Genomic DNA, 23,387 nt, shown 5'->3' with positions numbered 1-23,387 from the left:
CAAAAAAAAAGGTGCGATCATTGTGACCACACCTAAAGGTGAGAACGTCTGAATAATAAAAACATTTGATATTAATTCGCCACCTAAGCCAAGTGATTACTCACTCATAACAGGACTGTATCGGTTAAGATACGCGAATATTTTATCTTTGATTTATCTATATCTCAACATGGTATAATGTCAGGTTAAATAGATACTTTTATAAGTATTAGCCCTACCAAACAGATTATTAATCTCGACCCATGCCACACTTTTACTATTGCTACGCTCTATTCCACTCTTTTATTAATGAATTACGATTAAATTAATTAAAAATAATTTCGAATTGGACGTTTAAGCAGCCAGATAAAGTGCGAGACGGCCCATACTCGGTATTTGATTGCCCTTTCGGACAATCACAGGATCTTCTACAAGTTCAAAGTCAGTACTTGTGCTTGCATTGGTATAACCATTGTTACCTGATGCTGTTACTGAAATCGTTCCAAGTGCTAGCGTGTCGACCTTTGCGACAATGTTCCATGATCCTCCAGAACCAATGGTTGCCTCTTTCTGAAGTTTTCCGCCACTATTATCGGTTATTAATATTTCAAACGTTTGACCTTCACTAAAACGCGTCGTTACACCACTAATAGTCATCTCACTGGCGTCCTCAAGGCTTACATCATCAATAGGGTTAAAAGATATTGTTGGCTTAAGCAGTAAAGGCGCTGAGATATGATCATTCCCTGTATTTCCATTACTATCGTTGAACCCCCCGATTGTAACGGCCAGCGTTTTTATCTCATTTTCAATATTATCCGGAACAACTATAGTTCCAACCCAAGAGGTTTTTGTATTCGAACCTTTTGTCTCCCAATCTATCTCAATACCACCAATATTAGAGCGATTTGGTATGGTTACTCTAGAATCAAATTCGACCCTGATTTGTACTTCATCGTAAGCGTCGGCAACTTCAGGAGCAATGCTCACTGAACTAACTGTAGGTTTTGTAAGATCCAACATAAATTCACTACTCGCAACTTCCGCAACGGCACCGTATTCGTTTGTTCCTGAAACGTAATATGAAATAGGGCTACCAGATGTTAGATCCGATACATCCACGACTTTGTTCCATGCCCCACTACTGTCGATGTCTACTTCTATGAAGCTCTTACCTTCAATATCAAGGGTTAGTTTATCTGTACTTAAAAATCGGTCACTTGCTCCTTCGAACAGTAATGATTTTGCTTGTTCTTCATTCACATCACCTTCAATTGGTATGATAGTGATATGTGGCGTTAATGGTAACGAAGTATCAGTATAATCATCACCAATATTACCAACACTATCTTGATAACCCTTTATTGTAATGGGTAGTCGATGGTCTTTGATGTGTGCGCTTACCTCAACAGTGCCTTGCCACACCAAGCTATCTTCTGTTCCGCTCCAATTAATCGTATTGCTTCCAAGTGTTGAGCCACTCGGTTTGGTTACCGGTTTATTGAATGACGCTTCTATGGTTACTATTTCAGTGTCATCAGCGAATTTTGGAGTAAGAACAACGCCTGTAACTGAAGGTTCGCTCGCTTCTAGTGTGAATGTCTGTTTGCCTTCTACAGATACTGCCTGTGCATTTTGACCCTCGACGACTAGTGATATTTCGCCATCATTCAATGCTTTCAGGTTAACGTTAAAATTCCATGTGTCATTACTCACGTTTATTCTGTCTTTAATAACTGGACCACCGCCATTTTCACTCGTAAAGGTGGCTGTCAAACTATTACCATTAGAAAAACGTTCAGTGCTTCCTGAAATGTAAACCGACGCAACGTTGTCTTTATTTACTGTCTCTATATGATCAACAGTAACTGTTGGTGTAATTGGCAGGCGGTAGCTCGTATCAGGCAGGCCAATATTACCCCAGTTGTCTTCAAAATCGCTTACGGTCAATTTATGATGGTCACCTGAAGTGTTACCAACAACAAATGCACCTTCCCATGAGGTTCCTGATCCCTTTAAACCTGTTACCGATTCACTACCCAGTTGAGCGCTAATACCAGTCACCGATTCATTAAATTCAAATGTGACGTCTACCGTTCCACCAACTACTTGATGTATTGGACTAAATACTACGCTTGTTAAGGTAGGAAGTTTGGCGTTAACACTGATTTCTGCCTTACGGCCGATCCCAGGGATGGTATTTTCACTTTCAAAACTACCATCTTTAACCTCTAACCCTACGACAATATCTGCATCTTCACTTGGGCTCGTGTATGTTGCTGTCCAAGTGATGTTATTACCCGTTACCAATTCACGAATTGAACCAGGATTTGTAGCACCACTGCCATTATCGTTTTCAATAGAAAGTAATATGTCACCAATGTCAAAGTTAAATACCTCTTCAGAGAAACTAAGCGTAACCGTTGACTCCTGTCCTCCGCCAAGCGGCCCTGATGGTTCAAAGTCTATCGCCGTTAATAGGGGTACAGATGAGGCTTCGACGGTAAATGATTTTGTGTCAGTCGTTGTTGTATTGTCCGCTAAATCATTAGCCGTCAGCGTAAATGTATATGGGTATTCACTCGCTTCGACTAAGTATTCCGCTATGTAAAGGTTTTTCTCGTCTGGTCCACTTTGGCTTACAGGAGACTCAGGATCTTGATTTGGGTTCCGGAGAGTTGGTAAAACCTCATCTAGATTAGCCTCATTAATATATGTTTCTAAATAAACCGTGTATTTATCATCAATTGGTACTTCGATCTGCTTCTTGACGATAGCACCAATCAACGGCGCTCCGAAATCAACCACTGCGTCAGCACCACGAAAATCGTAATCTTTATCGAGTAATTTAAACGCTGTAATCTCTCTTTCAAACTCATTAACGACGGTCAATTTAAGTGTGTACTGTCCTTCGTGGCTAGCGTTAAGCTGAAATGAACCCGTTGCATTAGGTGAATTACCAAAGCTCCCTTCTTCTTTAATTGTTGAACCAGAGCCTGTTGAGACTAATTCAAGTGTGTAATTTTCTAGTTTTACAACAGAGTCGCCTTCAGCTCGGATAGAAAAATTCTGGTTACCCGATTTATCAAATATATGTCGTTTACCATCGGAACTTTCATGAATGCTAGGTGTAAACTCAAGAATTAAATCAGGGGTAGAGACATTAACCTCCACCTCTTCAGTTCCGTGGTTATCAACGTTGTCCCATGCTTCAATCGTTACAATAAAATCTTTTTCACCCGCCAAATTACTCTGCTTAGCTTCAAAATACAGTGAGTTATCAGAACCGTCTTCTATTTTAGTAATCTTAATCGCACCATCATCCAAGATTCCCGTAGGAAGGTAATAAGTCACTTGTTTTATACCACTACCAGGATCGGAAATACCGAAATTAAATCGTAAATAACCTTCTCGGTCTGGAGACTGAGCAATCGAATACGACCCATCAATTGACGGAGGTGTTCTATCAATAATATATGTAGCTTGCTCTGAATTTCCTCTATTATCAAAAACATCAGTAACACTAAAGTTAATACTCACATGACCGTCATCATCCCCCAATTCAGCTCTAAACACCCTACACACATACTTCATATCGCTACGTTGGCCATCCTCACAACCTGTTGTCGGGCCAAACGTCCCGTTTATAGAAGAAGTGTATTCATTTAGATAGGTATTATCCAAAAGGCCTATCCGCATTTCGACTGAAAGATTACCACTAATAATACTCCCAGCATCTGGGCTTAATATTTCGATCGTCGGCTTACCTGTTGGTTTTTTGAGTTCAAAGTTATGAGGATCCGCTTCATTACCTGCGTTATCTTTTAACCCTACAACTCTAAAATTATGGACAGCAGAGTTATCATCAAGCATATCTAAGTAATTTCCTGTAAATTTACAGTAAACAGTCCCAGCACCACTTCCTCTGCAGCTGTCTGCGGAAAATTCTTTGCTACCTTGTTCTCGCACTATCTTTGGGTATTCTTCCAAATTTGAAATGTCGACCCCAGAGAGACTGTCGGTGAACCCAAGCTCTATTGAAAGCATTCGATCATCACCGGTGCCTTGAACTTCGTTTCCGTGTAAATTATATGTATCACCAGTGTCTACCGTCGGCGCTTCAGAATCCATCATTCTAAAGGTAAATATTTCAACATTTGAAGTGCCATTTGTACCTACAGTTCGAGTAATCAGCTTCACGGGTGGTTTGTGGAAACTTCGTCCTTCTGCCTCTAACGAACAACTTATTGGCTGCCCCGGAGATAGTCTGTCCGAGCTTGAAGGTCCATCATTATCCTGAGGGACATCATCGCTGTAATATTCATCACGAATCCAGCACTCAATAGTTCGAGGAAATACTTCACCATGTTGTTTGAAATCGACTTTTAAAGTCTTGCCCGCAATATGGTTACTAAAGTCACTCGGCGACTCAATGGCTAGCTGAACGCCTTGGCGCTCAACTCTAGGATTGAGGCTCCATTGAGCAGACTGTCTGTCATCAGGATCTTGGTACTTAGCTTGGTTGTATACATCTGCATTAAAAGCATATTCGCCATCTTGCGGTAGGTTTGCGCTAGCAATGGTAGCGACCCATTCACCGTTCCCTGAATCTTGAAAGCTAAGATCAGTACCTTGCTCAGGGTCAGTCGTATGATAACGGTAAGTAGCGTTTATACGATCGATACCAGCATTATCTTGAACATTTAATCTGATTCTAATGTCTTTGTTTTGAATAATCTTATTATCGTTGATTTCTTCACCGTCAGCATACTCGAGTACGTGTGACGTAATAACTGGGCGACTGTTATGTATATTAATCTCAAACGGGTCGGATATTGCTTCGTTACCTCGCACATCTTCCGCTTTCAATAGAATATTGATTGGACCATTGGCCGTATTATTTAAACTAAGTATACGATCGCTAGCAGTTACCCAGTCTTCATTCGGCTCGGTGGTATAGAACTGATACATTAAGGTATCAGCATTAACGCCATCGGGAGATATATTGATTCCATCGGCTTCATAATCTAGAGCGCGTATTTGGAAATCGAATGCGCTCAAGTAGTACCCGTCTTTGTCATAATCAATTAAATTAAGAGATGGACCATCCCAATCAATGGTTACCGAGTTAATGTTCGACGTATCTTCGAAATCATGGTTGTCTACCGCTTTTACATAGAGATATACATCGTTACCACTATCAAGGTTGATTCTGCTCGTATCTTGTTGAGTCAGATCGATTCTAAATCCGTTGTCTGGGTCATTAACGGTCATAGATTTTAGTTCTATATCATCTTCACCGTCGAGTCGCTGGTAAACCGACGTCTTCGCCACACCAGCTTCATCCACTACGCTATCCAAATATACTGAGAACGATCTTCCTAATACACTACTACCGCCTGAACGGGTATCTTTTACCCACGGGTCTCCCAGCGAAATTGTGGGTCCCGTTGTGTCCACAAGGAAATTGATGTACGTTTGATCACTTTCGTTTTCAGGAAACGCACTATCAAATGCTTTGACCCTAAATGAATTAGTATAAATATCATCAGTAAAGTCGCTCGCCACTAATTGTACTGCCACGTCAGGTCCTTGACCCGTTAGATGGGTTGTATCACACGTCTCCAATTTAGTGTTACAGGGTTCTAGTTTTACGTAACCTCCCACTTGTCCATTTTGAAGGTAAATATCCACCTTTTTACCAGGAGAAAGGTCACCCCATTCGATCACAGGCCTCCATTCGCTGTTTCCACCTAACCGTCCTTCAATAGCATTGCCATCGACAATAGGTTTCTGCGAATCAATTCTTATCGTAAACGAAGGAGTTTGCGGGCTTCGTATGACTCGGTTACCCAAGTTGTCTTCCGCAAGCACATAGACTTCCCATATACCGTCTCCTGGATAAATGGTTTTCTCTGATGTCGTACAGCCACCCTCTACACACAGAATAACTGTAAACTCATGATCTTCATTTGTATCAAATAATGTAGGAGGAACTGGATATTGTTCTGCCCCTTTTACAAACAATAAGCTACGTTTATCTAGAACGTCACCTACAAGATCATTAACCCGGAACGTAAGCTCATGAAAACTATTTGCATTCAAAAATGTATCCGCATCAGGTAAACCTAATGGCGGTTGATATTCACTGGTCGGCGGTTCGTTATCAATAAATAGGTTCAGAAATTCGGGCGTATCTTCACCATGGCTGTTATCTACGTTATCTGTCGCATTTATTTTTAATGCCCACTCTGCAATATTTGGAAAGCGGCTTGAATCTTGACTATATAATCTAAATCCGTACTCAACGTGCGACGGAGACTCTTCAATCAAATCTATATCTATATCACTCAACCTTTCTTCATCGTCATCATATGCAAACCAAACTTGTTTTTTACTCACTTCTTTAATACCAGAAGGGTCTTCTAACAGTAATTTTGCGTCTACTGTTCCTGCAATATAAATAGATCGGTTCAATTCAATAGAACGTCCACTTTCTACAGTTAAGCTGACACTAGGTGGCAAATCATCAATACTCCCTCCTGGTCCATCTTCGAATATATCTTGTCCGTTGAATTTAGGGTAAGCAGTTGAAATTAAGTCTGCAAACATCTGTGCCATATTCAACTCAACACCATATTTTTGGGTAACGTTGTTGTAATACGCTGTTGCTAAATCACGACGGTATGTACTTGAAGTCAGCGGGTAACTAGAACCAGGGCCAATATATATCTTTTGTCCATCTCTACCTTTACCATTGGCGACGCCATCTGAACTAAGATCTTCGTAAAACGCTGAAGCGAAATCTACTGTGTTCGCTAAAGGGTTGTCTTCTGCTAGTTTCGCTATCGCCTCAACTAAAAAACGATGATGATAAGGTGACGTAATTGGGGAAGGTACAGCCCCATTGCGGAGGTCTTCATTCGTAGCATATCTAGTCACTGTTGGTTCAAAGCCAAAGAATGAATTATTTTGTAGTGCCAGAGCAGATTCTACATCAGCCAAAATAGATTCTGCGTTTGCTAGTGTTTTCTGCCCTGCACCTTGGTTTTCCCACTTGCTATCGAATAACCCGGTGTGGTAAGCCGATAATTCTGTTAAATAGAATTCTTGTGAACCATTTAAAGAGAAGTATGTTCCGATCCCGGAGTTACCTAAGTTTTCTATTTCTGTATCATTATCAGGATCGTCTTGCCACTCATAATACTCAGTATTAACAGAGTTGTATAAACGAATCCTAAGAAAATCAAAACTAGATACATCCGTAATTATTTCACATGAGGCTAGATCAAGTGCATCATTTCCAGTGCTTTGTTCTTCTTCCATACTAGTGTCACAGCTGCCTACTCGTACGAAGTCACCATTATTATGTAGTCCATAAAGCTGTGCAGTTGCACCAATAAAAGGGGTTTTCACTTTAAAGCTTGGAAGGTCGAAGGTACTTCGAAAGTATACTTCTTGGGGTGGACTAACATTACCAGCTTCGTCTGTTGTGGTAATAATTAGTTTGTGGGCGCCGTTTTCCCCTTTAGTCGCAAATGTTAAGCCTAAAAGATCAGACGTAAAAGGAATGTAATATTCCATTTGTTCTACATAATCATCACCATCGAAAATTAGTTTTCTATGGGGAATATTTGATTCCTGATCATCAACATGAGTATTAGACGTTATTTCTCTAACAAAAGAATAATTGCCATCATTGAACTCACTCTCCAAATAGCGCACATTTAGCTTCAGTTTATCTGCAGAAGAACCGATTAAGCCTCCACTCTGTGGATCAAAAACTGTCACTCTTACGTATGGGATTTTGTTGTCGTCTAGAAAATTAACATGAAAGTCTTCAAAATCGACACCTTCTAAATCTTTAATGCCAGAAGAGGCGTATGAATGCTCAATTTTTAAATACTCATTCTTGTTTTGAATATTTCCTTCAGTGTAAGTGTTATCTCTATAGGGTTGAATTATATGTCTTCTTTCATCATCCCTTTCAACTATAACAAAGCTCATATCTTTCGAAGGGTATTCTAAACCTTGATTTGGTGCTTGAGCGTCCCTTCTAACAATATGTGTTGCTGTCCCTACATTCCCTTCAGTATCTGTTGCTGATAAATTAAATATTGTCTCTGATTTAAATCCATCTGTAGAGAACCAATCTTCAAATTCACAAATACCACTCTCACTACTATGTGGATGACAAGATATTATTTCAGGCTGGAAGTTATCTATAGCGACTTGCAATTCTGATATTCTGGAATTTTGTTCGTTAACAGTTCCAAATAGTCTAAAATCACCACCTTCATTACCTATGGTACTATCAGACAATACATTAATAACTGGAACTTTATTATTCCACTCAAACTCTAGTGGTACACCATCGCCTACCTGATGTTTGTTACCTAAAGCATCTTCTGCGTAAACCACTATACGCGCAGCTGATACAGCTGATTCTCCTGTATCAGGGGAAATACTTAGCGCATCTAGAGTAAGTGTATCGATTTCAACATTGACATCCGCAACTCGTTGACCCCTCTGGAAGTCATTGAGTTGCAGCGCACATAGTCCGTCACCAGCGCCTAGATCATAACTACACGGTATTTCTAATTCCCAAAAGCCACTTTGCCATTGGTTGTCTCCAACCCGATATTGAATATATGTATTAATTTCGTCTATACCAATATTGTCGGAAACTTTTACATCTATTTTGTCAATCTTAGCTAATACCGCATCATCTGTTCTTTCCACTTCCGGTGGATCTGTATCAATATCGTCACCATCTCTTGGTGGAATCACGCCACTTCCCCCACCGCCTGGTGTGCCAAGAGCATTAATTTGGTGGCTGAACTCTATATAATCTGAAGGTTGTGTACCTGAAATGTTGAGCTCAGGGTCATTCACAACAATCAAAACATGTTTCGCTAACCCAGCCGTATAAAGATCGCTCGTGACACGTTGCATGCCAAATGTTATTGGTGTTTGCATACCTGTATGCGGGTGAACTTCCTGACCATCTAGCAATCCATTTGAACTCACGTCACGATACTGGATGTCAGCAAGGTGCATCGATGTATAAACGTTATTTGGATTGCCGTATTTTTCAATAAGGTCGTACGACAATGACGAATACGCCGTCAATAACGCACCATATTTATGCCCCGGCGTTGCAAAGCTACTTTGACCACCTTGCGTTATGTCTATCGGCCTTGTGGTATTAACATCAAAGCCATACAGACCGTTAATGGCCTGCAAAGATTGATTTACAGCGTATGAGTCACTCACACCGTTTTCTATTTTAAAGCGTGCCAACCCCGCAACCATGTTAGTTAACGGAGTAATCATTAAACTGTGCCTATCGCCTTCTGCGTAGTTAATTACACTATCAAGCCTGAGAACTTTTCCGTTACTAACAGATACCGTCTCATTAGTCAGTGGGTCCACATAACCGCCACCTTGAGCGCTAACTAACAACAATCGATTAGACGCTTCCAAGCTCATAAAGTAATTGCCGAACGCATCGGTAGTTGTGCGCCCTAATAACTTACCTATCTGACCATCAACGTATTCCCACACATAGACATTGGCACCAGACACTGGCGCATCGTATACGATACCAGAAATGCTGCCTACTTCACGTGAAGGCGGTTCACTTGTATTTTCATCGCTGCTGTCTCCTCCACAGGCGCTTAGCACCAAAAGAACCATAGATGAAAGCAGAAACAACCTAAACCGATGTAAATTATTTATTATTAAACGCATAGTAATGGCACAAATAGTCGTGATATAAAATTAGTTGCGTCGATTATATTTCCATCATTAATTTTCTCAATCTGTCACAATTACCGTCAAATAAACCCTTTTATCTAGCATTAAAGTGATTAACCCATTTAAGTGATAACAGCCACACTACAAACGTTTTTAATATTAGGTAAACCGCCCGATTTACACTGAAATTTGTCTTGGTTTTTTTTTGTAAAATTGCCAATATAATCTAAAACACGCATAATTCTTTCAGTTTTAATGTTGTTTAAACATCTTCAAGGTATTAATGAGCTCTAACAGTCCAATTTATTCAGGCTTCAAGATTTGGGTTTCATTCGTTATCTTCTCAGTGATATTGAGCGTGTGTATGATATGGCTCACCTCCATAGATTACACATTAAGATCAATCAGATATGAGAACAGCCAACAGGTATGGAGAAAACCAAACAACGAGCAGTTTCACTTTTCTTCGCCACCGACTTCCAGCATCGAACCGGCTATAGAGCGTCAATTATATAAAGGCGAGCTGAAATACTCTTTTATTAGCTCTATTATGGAATCTGGCGTCGCTTCAAACGTTGCACACGAGTTAATTAATCTAACTAATGGGAAATTAGACTATTTTAACTTACAAGCGGAATCTGCGAGATTTCTAATACAAACAAGATCTAATTCCTATGATAGTAAAAACCAAATAGAAGCTTTTTTATATCGGGATGAAGTACGGAATTTCTTTATATATAAAGCAGATGACGGTGAGTTATTTAATGAGTACGGTAACTCAATCACCACCCCAACCTGGCTAGCAAAGCCTACTTTACATAATCACCGTATTTCATCGCATTTTAGTCACAGTCGCCTTCACCCTATAACGAAAAGATACACCCCTCATAACGGCACTGATTATGCGACCCCAACAGGTTCAAAAGTGGTGAGTGTCGCTAACGGAGAGGTTATCGCGTCAAGATATAATCGATTTGCCGGAAACTATATTACGATCAAGCACTCTGATACGCAGGTTTCTCGCTATTTGCACCTATCTGAATCTCTCGTATCAAAAGGAGACCGTGTTACTGCCGGTGATTTAATTGGGTTAAGTGGTAATAGCGGTAGAACGACAGGCCCACATCTTCATTTTGAACTAATTATTGAAGGTATGCCTGTAAACTTTACTGAATACACCGCCAATCAATGGATTGGAGATGCTAGTAATCATGGTCAATCACAACAGGCAAAACAGGCAAAACAGGCAAAACAAACGTATCAAGAACTAACATCAGCTCTATTTTAGTACTTTTAATCAATCGTAATCTCGCCGTACCAACGTAATATCAGTGGCTTAGAATTAGTTATGAAAACATAAGTCCAAGTGTGGTAGTAAGTCGTAACATCACAAATAATATCCAAATAATTTCATATGTAATTTTTTCATGTCATGAATATAAATAATATTTGAACCACGTTCTAGCAAAATTGAATACGCAACACATCCCCTAAAAATTCATTCTACATTTTCATTGTCGCAGTTAAAGACAATATACGACGTGTAGCACTCCCCCTGTTAGCAGTCTCGTCGCGTAATAACGAAGCTTTTGAAATATCTAACGTTTTAAGCTTCCATTTAGTTAAAGGACTACAGAATGAAATTTAAAAAAACATTACTAACGACTGCCCTTCTACTCTGCTCGACCCATATCGCCGCTGCGAATTATGGAGAAGCATTACAGAAATCTATTTACTTTTACGAAGCCCAACAGTCAGGTGTAATACCCGATTGGAATAGAACGGAGTGGCGTGGTGATTCAGCGCTAACAGATGGACAAGACAATGGCGTCGACCTAACAGGAGGTTGGTACGATGCTGGTGATCACGTTAAATTTGGATTTCCTATGGCGGCCACAGCGACAATGCTTGCTTGGGGTGCTGTTGATTACCGTGAAGCGTATGAACAGACGGGTCAACTTGAGCATTTAAAGAACAACTTACGATTCGTTGCTGATTATTTCGTTAAAGCCCATACCGGTCCAAATGAATTTTACGGGCAAGTCGGCGCCGGAGCTGCAGACCACGCTTGGTGGGGCTCAGCTGAAGTCATGAAGATGGATCGCCCATCGTATAAGATCGATGCAGAAAACCCTGGTAGTGAACTTGCAGGAGAAACAGCAGCTGCTCTTGCTGCAATCTCAATGATTTTCGAATCGTCAGATCCTGAATATGCAGCATTACTATTAAAACATGCGAAAGAGCTTTACCAATTTGCTGATGAGTACAGAGGAAAATATTCTGACGCTATCTCAGATGCGACCGCTTTCTATAACTCTTGGAGTGGATACCAAGATGAGATTGTCTGGGGCGCAATTTGGCTTTATCGCGCCACAGGTGACGAGTCTTACCTTGCTAAAGCGAAAGACGAATATCTTCTTTTAAGTACGGAACCACAGTCGACAGAACGTTCTTACCGTTGGGGACAAGCGTGGGATGATAAATCTTACGGAGCCTATGTGTTGATGGCACAGCTAACAGGTGATGAGCTATACCAAGTTGATGCCGAACGATGGTTAAATTACTGGACGGTTGGGCATGACGGAAAACGAATTAAATACACGCCCGGTGGTATGGCGTTCCTCGATACATGGGGAGCGGCTCGATATACATCTAATACCTCGTTTCTTGCGTTAGTGTACTCCGACTTCCTTAAAAATAACGATCTCAAGCCTGAATTGGTCACTCGGTATCATGACTTTGCGAAGAGCCAGCTTGATTACATACTTGGTGATAACCCGTTAAATATTTCATATCAAATTGGTTATGGCGATTATCACCCAACGAAGCCTCACCACCGAACGGCTCATGGTGCTTGGAATGACAGTTCGTCTGATCCAATTGAAAACCGTCATTTACTCGTAGGCGCATTAGTTGGTGGGCCGGGTGCGGACGATTCTTGGGAAGATGACCGTGGTGATTATGTAAAGAATGAGGTTGCGACAGACTACAATGCAGGCTTTACTTCGGCACTGGCAAGATTATGGCTCGACTATGGTGGTCAACCTATCAACGAAGCAGACTTTCCAGCCAAAGAAGTGCGGGATACTGAGTTCTACGTTGACGCCAAGATTAACTCTCAAGGTACGCGCCATTTGGAGCTGAGTACTAAAGTTTATAACCATACGGCATGGCCATCAAGAAACACTGACAACCTCACCTTCCGCTACTGGATCGATATCTCTGAGGTTATTTCCGCAGGCTATACCGCAGATGATATTGAACTATCAACCGCCTATAACCAAGGTAAAGGGATATCTGGGCTCTATTCATGGGGTGATCCTGAGTCTAATATCTACTACGCGGAGATAAGCTATCAAGGCGTTGACGTTTACCCTGGAGGACAATCAGCCTCTAAGAAAGAAGTTCAATTCCGTATGGCTCTACCTGCTGACAACAACAACCCTGACTGGGATAACACAAACGATCCTTCTTGGGATGATTATGGAAGCGGTGTAAAACTGGCTCCTAAGATTGCATTGTATGATGATGGCAAACTCGTTTGGGGCCAAGAGCCAACACCAGATTGTGGCGCGGAATCTGGAATTAACTGTCTACCCGTAGCGGATAATGCCTCTGCAACAACGCAATACAACTCACCTGTCAGTATAGGTCTGTCTGCCACAGATTCAGACGGTACCGTTGTCGGTTATGATCTTGCTTCTCAGCCAGCTAAAGGAACAGCAACCTTAGCCGAAAACATTGTGACATATACACCAAATCTTGATTACTTTGGTAGCGATAGCTTTACGTATACCGCTACCGATAACTCAGGTGCGGTGTCAAATGCCGCAACCGTGTCTATCGACATCGAAGCACCAATTGTACCTGGTGTGACAATCAATTCACCAGACAATGGAGAAGAGGTCGAAATAGCGAGTACTGTGCAGCTAAACCTCACTGTGGTACATGCTTATGGCGTGAATGTGTACGTAGATGGATCATTTATTACCTCTAAAATCGGTAGCGGTAACGTTGCGTTGACCATGCCTGAGACTGAAGGCGTAGTTAATATCGATGTTGTCACCATTGACGAACTAGGAACTGAACTCGAAGCTCAAGCGGCGTTATCACTCAATGTTATTGAAGTAGTCATTCCACCTGTTGGTGAAGGTCTAGTGTGTGAAGTGACTTCAACCGATGTATGGAATTCAGGTTTCACAGCAAACCCTGTAACCGTTACCAACAATGGAACAAACGCTATTTCAGAATGGTCGGTTAACGTTTACTTTGAAAATCCAACCTCGATTACAAACTCCTGGAATGGTGTGTTATCAGAATCTTCTGATGGTCTAAGTGCAACAATGACCAATGAAGCTTATAACGGTAATTTACAACCGGGACAAAGCGCAACCTTTGGTTTCCAAGGTACACATAATGGAGACTTCGCTACTCCAACCTGTGAATAAACAATTTGATTAATGTTAAATGATATAGGGTAGCGCTCGCTGCCCTACCTTTTATATCTGATGTACGAAACGTAATTACCTCACGATCGCCACAAAACTACTCTTTGTTGGAAAAGGTAATGCTTGGCCAAGGTGCATCAAATCCAATAATGATGTCACTGCAACAAAGACCAAAATGCCATGTGATATTATCGTTCATAGAAGAATCCAAACGTATGATGTCCCACGGTAAGTCAAGGTTAACACTTTCATCCTGAGGATCTAATTGCACCTCAACGTAGTTCAGCACAATGTCTTTGAAAACAGCGGTAATTTGGTTATCGAGATCACTCCACGGCGCAACAATTAGTACAATTCTTTGCTCTGAAATGTCGAGTTTGATAACGGCATGAGCACCAAGTGAACGAAATAGTTCACTCTCTAACATGTTTGCCATAGTGCTCCCTTTTTGTTTCCTAACTATCTATAGGATAGACCACCTTAAAATGCTCTAGTAGCAAAAGCATTTCCTCGCTGGGTTCGATTTTTAATTCTTTGCACTCTTTTACAAAGAACGCCCAATGGGCTTTTTTCCACCACTCTAATGTTTTGTCGCCCTCTCCTTCGGCTATAGCAAACTCAGCCGTCACATCGTTATATTTGCTAGTCGACACCGAGGTAATTTCAATAACGCAGATTGGTTTGCCATCCCAGTTCGTCACAACTTGTAAATGCCCAACCTCAGGCCTAACCTCACCTTCATTGCTGTACCAATACTCCATGCTGCACGACGCGCGTTTTTCACCGCGTAAGATTAAGTCGGCGCACAAATTTGCATTATATTCATCCGCGCAAAAGTAGTCAGAACTGAAGGGGTGATATTGTGTTGAAGTAGTCTTTGGGAGTGAGTTAAGAAAGTGTTGTAAAAACACTCTGCTCTCTTTATTTATTTTCGAATCCATCGCTTGTACATCCGTGTTATTGAACTGAATTAATTGAATTTATAACATATTATTGTAACTGTGAATCTCTATGATAAAACCGTTAATCTATAATGTTGGTATCCACAGTATCAGATGCTGTATACCACCGAGCTACCAAACTTATACGGATTTTATAACTGGTTATGACTGATAGTACTAAAGGATTCATTAGTGCCCAACAAGTCGCCGATTTGGCAGGCGTTTCACGATCTGCGGTGTCACGATCGTTCACTGAAGGGGCCAGTGTTTCTGTTAAAACACGTGAAAAAGTCTTAAAAGCTGCGCAAGAACTTGGCTATCATGTCAACCATCTAGCTCGAGGCCTACATGATACGAGTAATATCGTTAGCTTAATTACCACCGATATCAGCACGCCATTTCAAGCTAGTTTTATCGACACCTTAACTCGAAACCTACAGAAGATTAATAAAGTCGCCATGGTCATCAACACTAAAGGCGACAAAGATAGCGTCACGGCAGCTTTAAACCAAACCCTTAATTTCCGTGCAGAAGTGTCCATTATTTTATCCGGGCAACCGTCAAGTACACTCATTGATCAGTGCATAGCCAATGGACAGCGTGTAATTTTAGTCAACCGAAATTACGTCCATCCAAATACTGATAACCTACGAATAGATAATAGTGAAGCCGCTAAAAAGGCGTTAAATATTCTGGTTTCTCAAGGGTGTAAGCATATTGCACTTGTTAATTCTAACGTAGGATCATCAAGTTTAATGGCCCGTGAAAAGAGCTTTATATCGGCAGCCGAAAAGGCCAATGTATCTGTATATATTCACCGCTATGGTGATACCTCTTACACGTCAGGTTATTACATTGCCAAGCATCTCACTAAACCTATTGATGGTGTATTCTGCGTCACTGATCTTCTCGCGTGTGGTTTTATGGATGGTCTAAAGTCTAATGGGCTAAACGTCCCGGAAGACGTTGCGATAGTAGGATTTGATGATATTGAGCAAGCAAGTTGGGATAGTTATCAACTTACGACGTTTAAACAACCGATTGAAGAGATCACTAAGCACATCATTAAGCGAATACAGAGTCCAGCGAACCAACCAAACATAGATCACCAATATACCCTTGAGACTGTCTGGCGAAAAACAACCAGACATAAGTTACGCCGTCACCATTAGTTAACCATATAGTAGTGTCTTAGTCTCTGAGTGGTAAAAAAGATAAGACCCACTTTACAAAGTGGGTCTTTATACGACGTGTAAGCCGTTTGATAAACTGAACACTAAAGCACGATATTAATCGTTGAACCCGTGCTCATCCAATAGCTCTAACATGCTATTGGCTTTTTCAATCGCTTCAACAAGGCTTGGCTTTGGCGTTTCAAACCACTCATCAGGTCTAAGATCACGACGCTCACGGACGATATCGATGGCAGATTGTAAAGAAGGATATTGCTCTTGCTGCTGTCTATGAATAAACAAAGACGCTATCGCGACTGAACGACTACGACCACCGCGGCAATGAATGAGTACATTGCCTCGCTCTCTGTTTGGATAACTCGGCTTTTCAGGCATTGTTTGTTTAAAAGCACCGTCAAGCAGGTAATAGCCGGCCAGTATCATTTGATGGGGGTTGCCAGGTCCATCAATGAGCCCCATTTTATAGGTACGAGCGACACCGCTACCACCAGCAAGTTTATCGCCTTCCTCTTCCAAGTACGGGTCATTAACGTAGTTGATATCAAGATTAACAGCACAGTTAACAATGGTCGTGATGCCCAGCTCTTTATGTAGAGCCAGATCTCGCGCTGAATCATAGCCACCAAGGTAAAGATTTTGACCTTCAGGCCCAATGTTCGTTGCAACCAAATGAGCAGCATCACGCTCATATACAGGAGATATTTTCATTTCAATTCCTAATCTTTTGTCGTTCAATCAAGCACACTGATCAATATGGATGGAGACGGTATCAGCGACAGACTCTGCCAATGATGGAATGACCGCAAAGACCGGCCCACCGTTGTGCCAGTCTGGATACTGAGTGAAGTTGTTGACCACACCTCCAGCCTCTTTGACTAAAAGCAGACCTGCTAGACAGTCCCAAGGATTCATGTGCAGCTCGACATACCCATCGGTACGACCAATAGCAACATAAGCCAGTGCCAGAGCACCAGACGCACTACGGCGCACATTTCCGCCAAGTAGGTTTAAATTTTGTAATGCCGAGAAGTAATTGTCGCGACATGATCGTTGATTCCAACCTAGCTCTAAGTTCGCTGCGCTAAAGGATTCCGTTTTTGCCACGCTGATTGCGCGACCGTTCATCGTCGAACCTTTGCCTTTTTCAGCGATAAAAAGCTCATCGTGGATTGGGTCGAATATCAAACCGAGTTTGGTGTCGTTCTCACTCACAAACGCCATGACAATACAGAAATGAGAAATGCCACGGGCGAAGTTCGCCGTCCCGTCAATTGGATCTAATATCCAAGTGTTGGCTTTAATTTCACCGCCGGTTTCTTCTCCATAAACAGAGTCATATGGAAAAGCCTCGATGAGACGGCCACGTATCAACTCTTCAACCGCGAGATCTGTTTCTGTAAGAAAATCTTGCGGGCCTTTAAACCCGATTTTTTCAGGTGTCATCGAAATAAATGCTTTGCGAGCCAGTTTTCCCGCTTCTTTAATGATGTCGATGGCAACAACCAAGCGATTGGTTAGATCACCCTCGGTTAGTTTAGTCTCGTCCAATTCTTGAACGGTGTTCTTTGCTGAAGCTTGTTGCATGTAAACCCTTACTCATTGGGCGAACGCAATCTCATTATTGCGTTCAGCGTTTGTTATTGATGCGTATATCTAGGCGATACTTATGCGTTATTACTGGAATGAATTAACGAGTGAAGTTAATTCTCCATAGGTCAGCCCAGTCTTGACGGTTATCAAAGTCATCTAAACCCGTCGACGCGTTATACTGGAGAATTTTCGAGTAAACGTTTTGCACCCCTGATGCTTCCTTCGGGTGTACTGGTATCGCTAAGTTTCCAGATACTTTGCCATCCACTGTTTGATTACTTATGCCCTCTTCTGTCATCAGGAAATGAAGGAACAATTTCGCAGCATTTGGGCTTTTCGTTTTAGTCGAGATAACCCCGTAGCTCGGTGTAGACCACCCAACGAATGGTTTTATTGTTTCGCATATACCTAAGTGGACTTTCCCTTTCACAACGTCTCGGTATTTAGCTGTCGACATAAACCCAACAAACGATTCAGTTTGGCCCGGAGCACCCACTACATCGCCCGCAGCAGAACCCGAATCGGTTGGTAGCGGTGAATTTTTTGCCAGCGCTTTAACCCAAGCTGTTGTTGCCGATTCTTTGCTCGTGTCTAACCGCTTTCCGTAGTGCAACTCATAGGCAATGGCAACCGCCTCGTCGTGATGCATCTCTATTTGGTTAAACCAATCGAGAAAACGACCATTGTTTAGTGGATCAGGCATCGCAACCTTGCGCGACCAATCCTCATCCGTTAAGGCCCAAATATTAGACACCGGACATTCTGCATGCACTTCAGTGTTATATGTCCAAACGGCCGGGTCTCCATAAACCACCAAAGGATCTTTTCCGTACTCAGCTATATCTGCAGAAATAGAAGGAGACACCCAAGATTCAACGACCCCCATAGGTAATAGTTGAGCGACCGTAGCGGATGCATCACCGGAGACAATTACATCCCCTCGTATATTATTCGCGCGGTATTCTCTGATCATCATCTCAACTTGCACAGAGCCGCTGACCTTACTGCCGACCGCTTTTACATCGTATTTGTTGCTAAAATTTTCAGCCGTTTGGACAATCTTTCCCGATGGGGCATAAACTGTGATTGGCGCTTCATTTTGAGCGGCCTTAATCAACTCATCTAGTTCAGTTGTGTCTTCTGTAACTGCTAAAGCACTTGAAGGAGCTAATACGCTCGCCATAGCCAACGCGAGTGTTTTAGCTTTAATTTTTGTAATCTTCATAGTTCTAATCCTAATTCGTCATCAATTTTTGTTCGTTCTTATTCGCGTTAATTTCCTTCAACGCATCGATCTCAATGCGTTTTCCTTCGCAATCAAATAAGTGAATGTCTTGTGGTGAAATGGAAAGCATGAGGTGCTCCCCTTCTCGGAAATTTGGTGGTGTTTGAGTGTTCAGATGGAACTTATGATCGGCCACGGTCAGCTCTAAAATCCAACTCCCTCCCGTAGGAAGAACACTTTCAAGGCGAGCACTTAAACTCAGGTAGCCTTGTTCGCTGTTTCGCTTTTCGCTATTTCTCCTGTCGCTCGGGCTACTTAAATCATTGACTTTAATGCGCTCTGGTCTAATTCCTACCGAGCAATTTTTATCAATATTCCCTATCTGATTAACGAGGTATTTCTTGATCACTTCACTGCAGAGAGAAGATTCGTTAAGCTCGAAAATATTAATGGGCGGGGTACCGACAAATTCAGCGACGAACCGATTCGCAGGTCGATCATAAATATCGTTTGGTGTTCCAACTTGCTGCAACTCACCGTCTTTCATTACCGCTATTTTTGTTGCCAATGCCATCGCTTCCCACTGGTCGTGAGTAACAAAAACGATAGTGGTGTTGTAAGTTGAGTGGATACGTTTAAGTTCAGTGCGCATCTCCAATCGAAGCCTTGCGTCAAGGTTCGATAAAGGCTCATCCATTAATAATATGTCTGGTTGCACAGCTAACATTCGTGCGAGCGCCACACGTTGTTGTTGACCACCAGATAATTGTGATGGGTAGCGCGCACGATATTTTTCAATACTTAGTGTTTCCATAACCGACTGAATGATTGCTTGTCTTTCCGACTTTCTCACCTTTCGCAGCTTAAGACCAAATTCGATATTCTTTTCAACCGTCATATGTGGCCAAAGTGCATAACTTTGAAACACCAAGCCTAGGTTTCTTTTTTCTGACGGTACAAAAACACCATCATCTATAGAATCAACTATGGTTTCACCAAGCATTATCTTTCCCGATGACACGTTTTCTAGGCCTGCTATCATGCGTAAAGTGGTTGTTTTCCCACATCCTGATGGGCCAAGGATGCACGTAAACTCACCTTCATTGATCACAAGATCGAGCTGATTTACCGCCTGCCCCGACCCACTATCAAATTGTTTACATACTTGGTTTAGATGAATATTTGGCATTAGCTTCCTAGTCCTTCTGCAAGGTTAGTCTTGGTCAATTTTTGAGTGAAATATGTCCCAACAAAAGCGATTAAACAGATAATTAAAACAACCGCATTCGCAGCTTGGGTATAGTTGTAGTCAATCAATCGCAATGCGTAAGTGGTGAGTACATCTGTTGAAGGTACTGCTAGAATGACAAATAAGCTCAATCCATTAATACCAGAGATAAATGGCAGCAATATTCCAGTCACTAGCGACCCTTTTTGAATGGGTAATACAATATGTCGCATTCGAGTGAACCATCCAGCGCCAGCCAACTGAGCAGCTTCTTCTGGATCTTTTCCTAGCTGCATCATCGCGGATATTCCAGCACGCGAAGCGTAAGGCATTTCGTCCGCTATCAGAGCTAAAATCAGGAGAGTCACGGTTCCGTATAGTGCTGGCATTGGTCCTCGAGAAACTGCGAACAAAGACAAGTACGCAGCCGCAAATGCAATGCCTGGAACCAAATATGGAAAGAAGGTGATCTGTCGTAACGCTGTACTAAGCAGCTTGATAGGACTTCGCACAACCACATAGCCGACCAACAACCCCAAGACACCTGAACATATTGAGGCGATGCTCACTATCCATAATGTATTCCACACCGCACTCCAAAGATTCGAGCTCAGTAAAATGCCACTACTTTCTGCTATTGTCCTAAGGCCTGTACCGACCCAGTAATCTAAAGTGAAGTTGCTTAAAGAGAAATCACCCGGAATTCTCATCACGGTTGAGAGTGAAAGAACAAGAAGCGGTAGCACCACAGAGCCCAGAAATACCGTCGCTGATAACAAGGTTGCAGGCAGACGCCACTGACCAAGCGGACTTGGGCGGTGCATCACCCCTTTGCTACCAACAGTGACGAATCGTTTCGCTTCTTTAAGTACGAGCGCATCTATTAATAAAGAAACAATGCCAAAGAACATAATGGCCCCAGCTAGAACTGCCGCTACACCTGTTTGCCTTGATTCAATACTTCTATACAAAGAAGTTGAAAGCACTTCGTAATTAACAGGAAGACCAAGAATGTATGAGACACCAAACTCTCCCAAAACTTTGGCAAAAATAAGAACACTTGCCGACATCAACGCGGGCAGCATCAAAGGCATGATGATCTTAAACGTGATAGTTCGTGGTTTCGCTCCGAGTATTCTTGCTGAGTCTTCTAATTGTGAGTCGAATGATCGCAGTGCGTTACCGAGCAGTAAGATAACGAACGGAATATAGTTCAGTGATAAAATGATGATAATTGGCAGTTCACCATACGCAAGCCAGTCTGGTGTTGAGATCCCAAGGTTCTCTAGCCAACCTTGTTGTCCGCCTGTGGTACGATTTTTAAAGATGGTCGTCCATGCCATCGCAAAGGTCCATGCTGGTAGCATATAAGGAACGATAAGCGCTGTCGCAAACCATTTCTTACCGAACATGTCACTACGACTCACTAACCAGGCAAGAACGCTACCCAATGTTAAAGAGATAGCAATAACACCAACACCAACTCGTAACGTGTGGCTAAGCGGTTGCCAAAACAATGAGTCTGAAATAGGAGAAACAAGCGTTCGAATTAGATAATAGTCTGTCCATTCGCCTGTAGAGCTACCTATTCGGCGTTCATCACCAAATTGAACTTGTACTGCATCAAAAAGAAGCGACAGTACTGGAACTGCTATAAAATAGCCAAATAGAGCAAGGAGCATGAAGCCAATAATACTGGTCGGTGTCTGTACTATTAGTTGTGACTTATATCGTAATGAATTAAAGCTTAGTTGTTGCTTTAACTCTTGAGTTCTTGCAGACAAAGAGTTCAAAATACACCTCGTTAAATACTTTGCACAGCTGTGCAAGTGAGGTAAATATTAGATTTTCAATGTGTCATTTACATAGAAGAACAGTGACAAATTCGTGACAGTAAAATAGAATTGTACGTACTAATCGAAAAAGGCAACCTACTGGTTGCCTTCGATATTTACTTTCCGTATTAGTAAAACGCGTTTAGCTTACTCGAATTAGGTCATTCTTGTTTATCTGTAGGTTAATATCCGAGTCAACGCGATACCGCTCATCATTTGCAGGAGTAGAAACCAATAGCTCACCGAATGATGTTTTAACTTCATACTCCATTTTACTGCCTAGATAAGTTGCACTGACCACTCGCCCAACCAAATCAGTTTTATTTTCCGTTACTTGAATAAGCTCTGGTCGAATAGAAATGGACGCATCGATACTTTCCTCTCCTTCAACATCGACTTGCCATTCGCCCGCGAAGAATTTATTTTGCTGTATCTTGCCATCAATAAGGTTGGCATCGCCAATGAAGTTAGCAACGAAACGGGAATTTGGTTGCGCATAAAGCTCCTCAGGAGTTCCTATTTGTTCAATCTGACCATCTTTCATCACAACAACTTTGTCAGATACCGCCAGCGCTTCTTCTTGATCATGCGTTACATACACGGCCGTAATTCCGAATTTTTGTTGTAATTCACGGATCTCATTACGTACTTTTCTGCGAAGCTTTGCATCTACGTTCGATAAAGGCTCGTCGAACATCAGAACGTCCGGTTGCTGCACAATGGCACGTGCGACGGCAACTCGCTGCTGTTGTCCTCCCGATAATTCAGAAGGATAACGCTGTGATAAGCCGTCCAATCCAATCAACGATAGTACCTCATGAGCACGCTTACTCGCTTCTCGCTTATTTTCTCCACGTGTAACCGGCCCATATATAACATTGTCTAACACAGTCATATGAGGGAACAACGCATAGGACTGAAAGACCATACCCACGTTTCGGTCAGACGCAGACAGTTGGCTTACATCATTGCCGTCGATAAATATCGCCCCCGAACTGGGTAATTCTAACCCGGCGATGAGACGTAACGTGGTCGTTTTACCACAGCCAGAAGGCCCTAGAAACGTAACTAGCTCACCTTTGTTGATAGTGAGATCAATTCCAGCTACTGCTGTAGCGTCACCAAATGTTTTGACGATATTTTTTAGTTCAATCGCAACTTCTTTGCTCATAATAATTCCTTAACGCTT

Annotated in this window: 12 protein-coding genes; 3 read left to right on the top strand and 9 right to left on the bottom strand. The window is 42.0% G+C overall.

Translation table 11 applies throughout. From position 1 onward, the window contains the following. Window positions 1-333: 333 nt before the first annotated feature. Complete coding sequence (locus L4C54_RS11625) at window positions 334-9,666, bottom strand: tandem large repeat (protein ID WP_428808317.1); 9,333 nt, start codon at window positions 9,664-9,666, stop codon at window positions 334-336. Window positions 9,667-10,021: 355 nt separating this feature from the next. Here L4C54_RS11625 and L4C54_RS11620 point away from each other — a divergent pair, with 355 nt between their 5' ends. Beyond that, window positions 10,022-11,026 (top strand): peptidoglycan DD-metalloendopeptidase family protein, encoded by a 1,005-nt coding sequence (locus tag L4C54_RS11620; protein ID WP_428808316.1) that lies wholly within the window; start codon window positions 10,022-10,024, stop codon window positions 11,024-11,026. 349 nt (window positions 11,027-11,375) lie between these two features. Beyond that, on the top strand, window positions 11,376-14,186 hold the full coding sequence (locus L4C54_RS11615) for a glycoside hydrolase family 9 protein (protein WP_428808315.1): 2,811 nt from the start codon (window positions 11,376-11,378) through the stop codon (window positions 14,184-14,186). Window positions 14,187-14,283: 97 nt separating this feature from the next. On the opposite strand, the gene L4C54_RS11610 is transcribed toward L4C54_RS11615, so the two are convergent. Together L4C54_RS11610 and L4C54_RS11605 are read right to left on the bottom strand one after the other, a co-directional pair. Continuing rightward, window positions 14,284-14,622 carry a hypothetical protein gene (locus L4C54_RS11610; RefSeq protein ID WP_428808314.1) on the bottom strand — a complete coding sequence of 113 codons (339 nt, stop codon included), beginning with the start codon at window positions 14,620-14,622 and terminating at the stop codon, window positions 14,284-14,286. A 19-nt stretch (window positions 14,623-14,641) separates the two neighbouring features. Further along, window positions 14,642-15,127, bottom strand: a complete 486-nt coding sequence (locus L4C54_RS11605; RefSeq protein WP_428808313.1) for an ASCH domain-containing protein — start codon at window positions 15,125-15,127, stop codon at window positions 14,642-14,644. A 164-nt stretch (window positions 15,128-15,291) separates the two neighbouring features. Here L4C54_RS11605 and L4C54_RS11600 point away from each other — a divergent pair, with 164 nt between their 5' ends. Further along, the gene (locus tag L4C54_RS11600) at window positions 15,292-16,299 is read left to right on the top strand and encodes a LacI family DNA-binding transcriptional regulator (protein WP_428808312.1); all 1,008 of its coding nucleotides are present in this window, start codon (window positions 15,292-15,294) and stop codon (window positions 16,297-16,299) included. Between the two features lie 117 nt (window positions 16,300-16,416). Here L4C54_RS11600 and L4C54_RS11595 read toward each other — a convergent pair whose 3' ends face one another. The 6 genes from L4C54_RS11595 to L4C54_RS11570 all read right to left on the bottom strand — a co-directional run bounded on the left by L4C54_RS11595 (window position 16,417) and on the right by L4C54_RS11570 (window position 23,369). After that, complete coding sequence (locus L4C54_RS11595) at window positions 16,417-17,028, bottom strand: dual specificity protein phosphatase family protein (protein ID WP_428808311.1); 612 nt, start codon at window positions 17,026-17,028, stop codon at window positions 16,417-16,419. A 27-nt stretch (window positions 17,029-17,055) separates the two neighbouring features. Next, window positions 17,056-17,904, bottom strand: a complete 849-nt coding sequence (locus tag L4C54_RS11590; protein WP_428808310.1) for an inositol monophosphatase family protein — start codon at window positions 17,902-17,904, stop codon at window positions 17,056-17,058. 103 nt (window positions 17,905-18,007) lie between these two features. Continuing rightward, window positions 18,008-19,135 carry an ABC transporter substrate-binding protein gene (locus L4C54_RS11585; protein ID WP_428808309.1) on the bottom strand — a complete coding sequence of 376 codons (1,128 nt, stop codon included), beginning with the start codon at window positions 19,133-19,135 and terminating at the stop codon, window positions 18,008-18,010. Window positions 19,136-19,145: 10 nt separating this feature from the next. Next, complete coding sequence (locus L4C54_RS11580) at window positions 19,146-20,324, bottom strand: ABC transporter ATP-binding protein (RefSeq protein ID WP_428808308.1); 1,179 nt, start codon at window positions 20,322-20,324, stop codon at window positions 19,146-19,148. After that, window positions 20,324-22,156 (bottom strand): ABC transporter permease, encoded by a 1,833-nt coding sequence (locus L4C54_RS11575; protein WP_428808307.1) that lies wholly within the window; start codon window positions 22,154-22,156, stop codon window positions 20,324-20,326. The genes L4C54_RS11580 and L4C54_RS11575 overlap by 1 nt, the downstream gene beginning before the upstream one ends. A 184-nt stretch (window positions 22,157-22,340) precedes the next feature. Next, complete coding sequence (locus L4C54_RS11570) at window positions 22,341-23,369, bottom strand: ABC transporter ATP-binding protein (RefSeq protein WP_428808306.1); 1,029 nt, start codon at window positions 23,367-23,369, stop codon at window positions 22,341-22,343. Window positions 23,370-23,387 lie beyond the last annotated feature (18 nt).

Origin of the sequence: Vibrio lamellibrachiae, assembly GCF_050337265.1 — a bacterium.
Lineage (GTDB): Bacteria > Pseudomonadota > Gammaproteobacteria > Enterobacterales > Vibrionaceae > Vibrio > Vibrio kyushuensis.
The sequence above is the reverse complement of the archived record's forward strand: the minus strand, read 5'-3'. Positions and strand labels throughout refer to the sequence as shown.

What these genes read in the sequence shown, in the direction of transcription:
- L4C54_RS11600 (WP_428808312.1), top strand. Translation starts at nt 15,292, where the DNA reads ATGACTGATAGTACTAAAGGATTCATTAGTGCCCAACAAGTCGCCGAT.
- L4C54_RS11610 (WP_428808314.1), bottom strand. Translation starts at nt 14,622, where the DNA reads ATGGCAAACATGTTAGAGAGTGAACTATTTCGTTCACTTGGTGCTCAT.
- L4C54_RS11590 (WP_428808310.1), bottom strand. Translation starts at nt 17,904, where the DNA reads ATGCAACAAGCTTCAGCAAAGAACACCGTTCAAGAATTGGACGAGACT.
- L4C54_RS11615 (WP_428808315.1), top strand. Translation starts at nt 11,376, where the DNA reads ATGAAATTTAAAAAAACATTACTAACGACTGCCCTTCTACTCTGCTCG.
- L4C54_RS11580 (WP_428808308.1), bottom strand. Translation starts at nt 20,324, where the DNA reads ATGCCAAATATTCATCTAAACCAAGTATGTAAACAATTTGATAGTGGG.
- L4C54_RS11620 (WP_428808316.1), top strand. Translation starts at nt 10,022, where the DNA reads ATGAGCTCTAACAGTCCAATTTATTCAGGCTTCAAGATTTGGGTTTCA.
- L4C54_RS11595 (WP_428808311.1), bottom strand. Translation starts at nt 17,028, where the DNA reads ATGAAAATATCTCCTGTATATGAGCGTGATGCTGCTCATTTGGTTGCA.
- L4C54_RS11570 (WP_428808306.1), bottom strand. Translation starts at nt 23,369, where the DNA reads ATGAGCAAAGAAGTTGCGATTGAACTAAAAAATATCGTCAAAACATTT.
- L4C54_RS11585 (WP_428808309.1), bottom strand. Translation starts at nt 19,135, where the DNA reads ATGAAGATTACAAAAATTAAAGCTAAAACACTCGCGTTGGCTATGGCG.
- L4C54_RS11605 (WP_428808313.1), bottom strand. Translation starts at nt 15,127, where the DNA reads ATGGATTCGAAAATAAATAAAGAGAGCAGAGTGTTTTTACAACACTTT.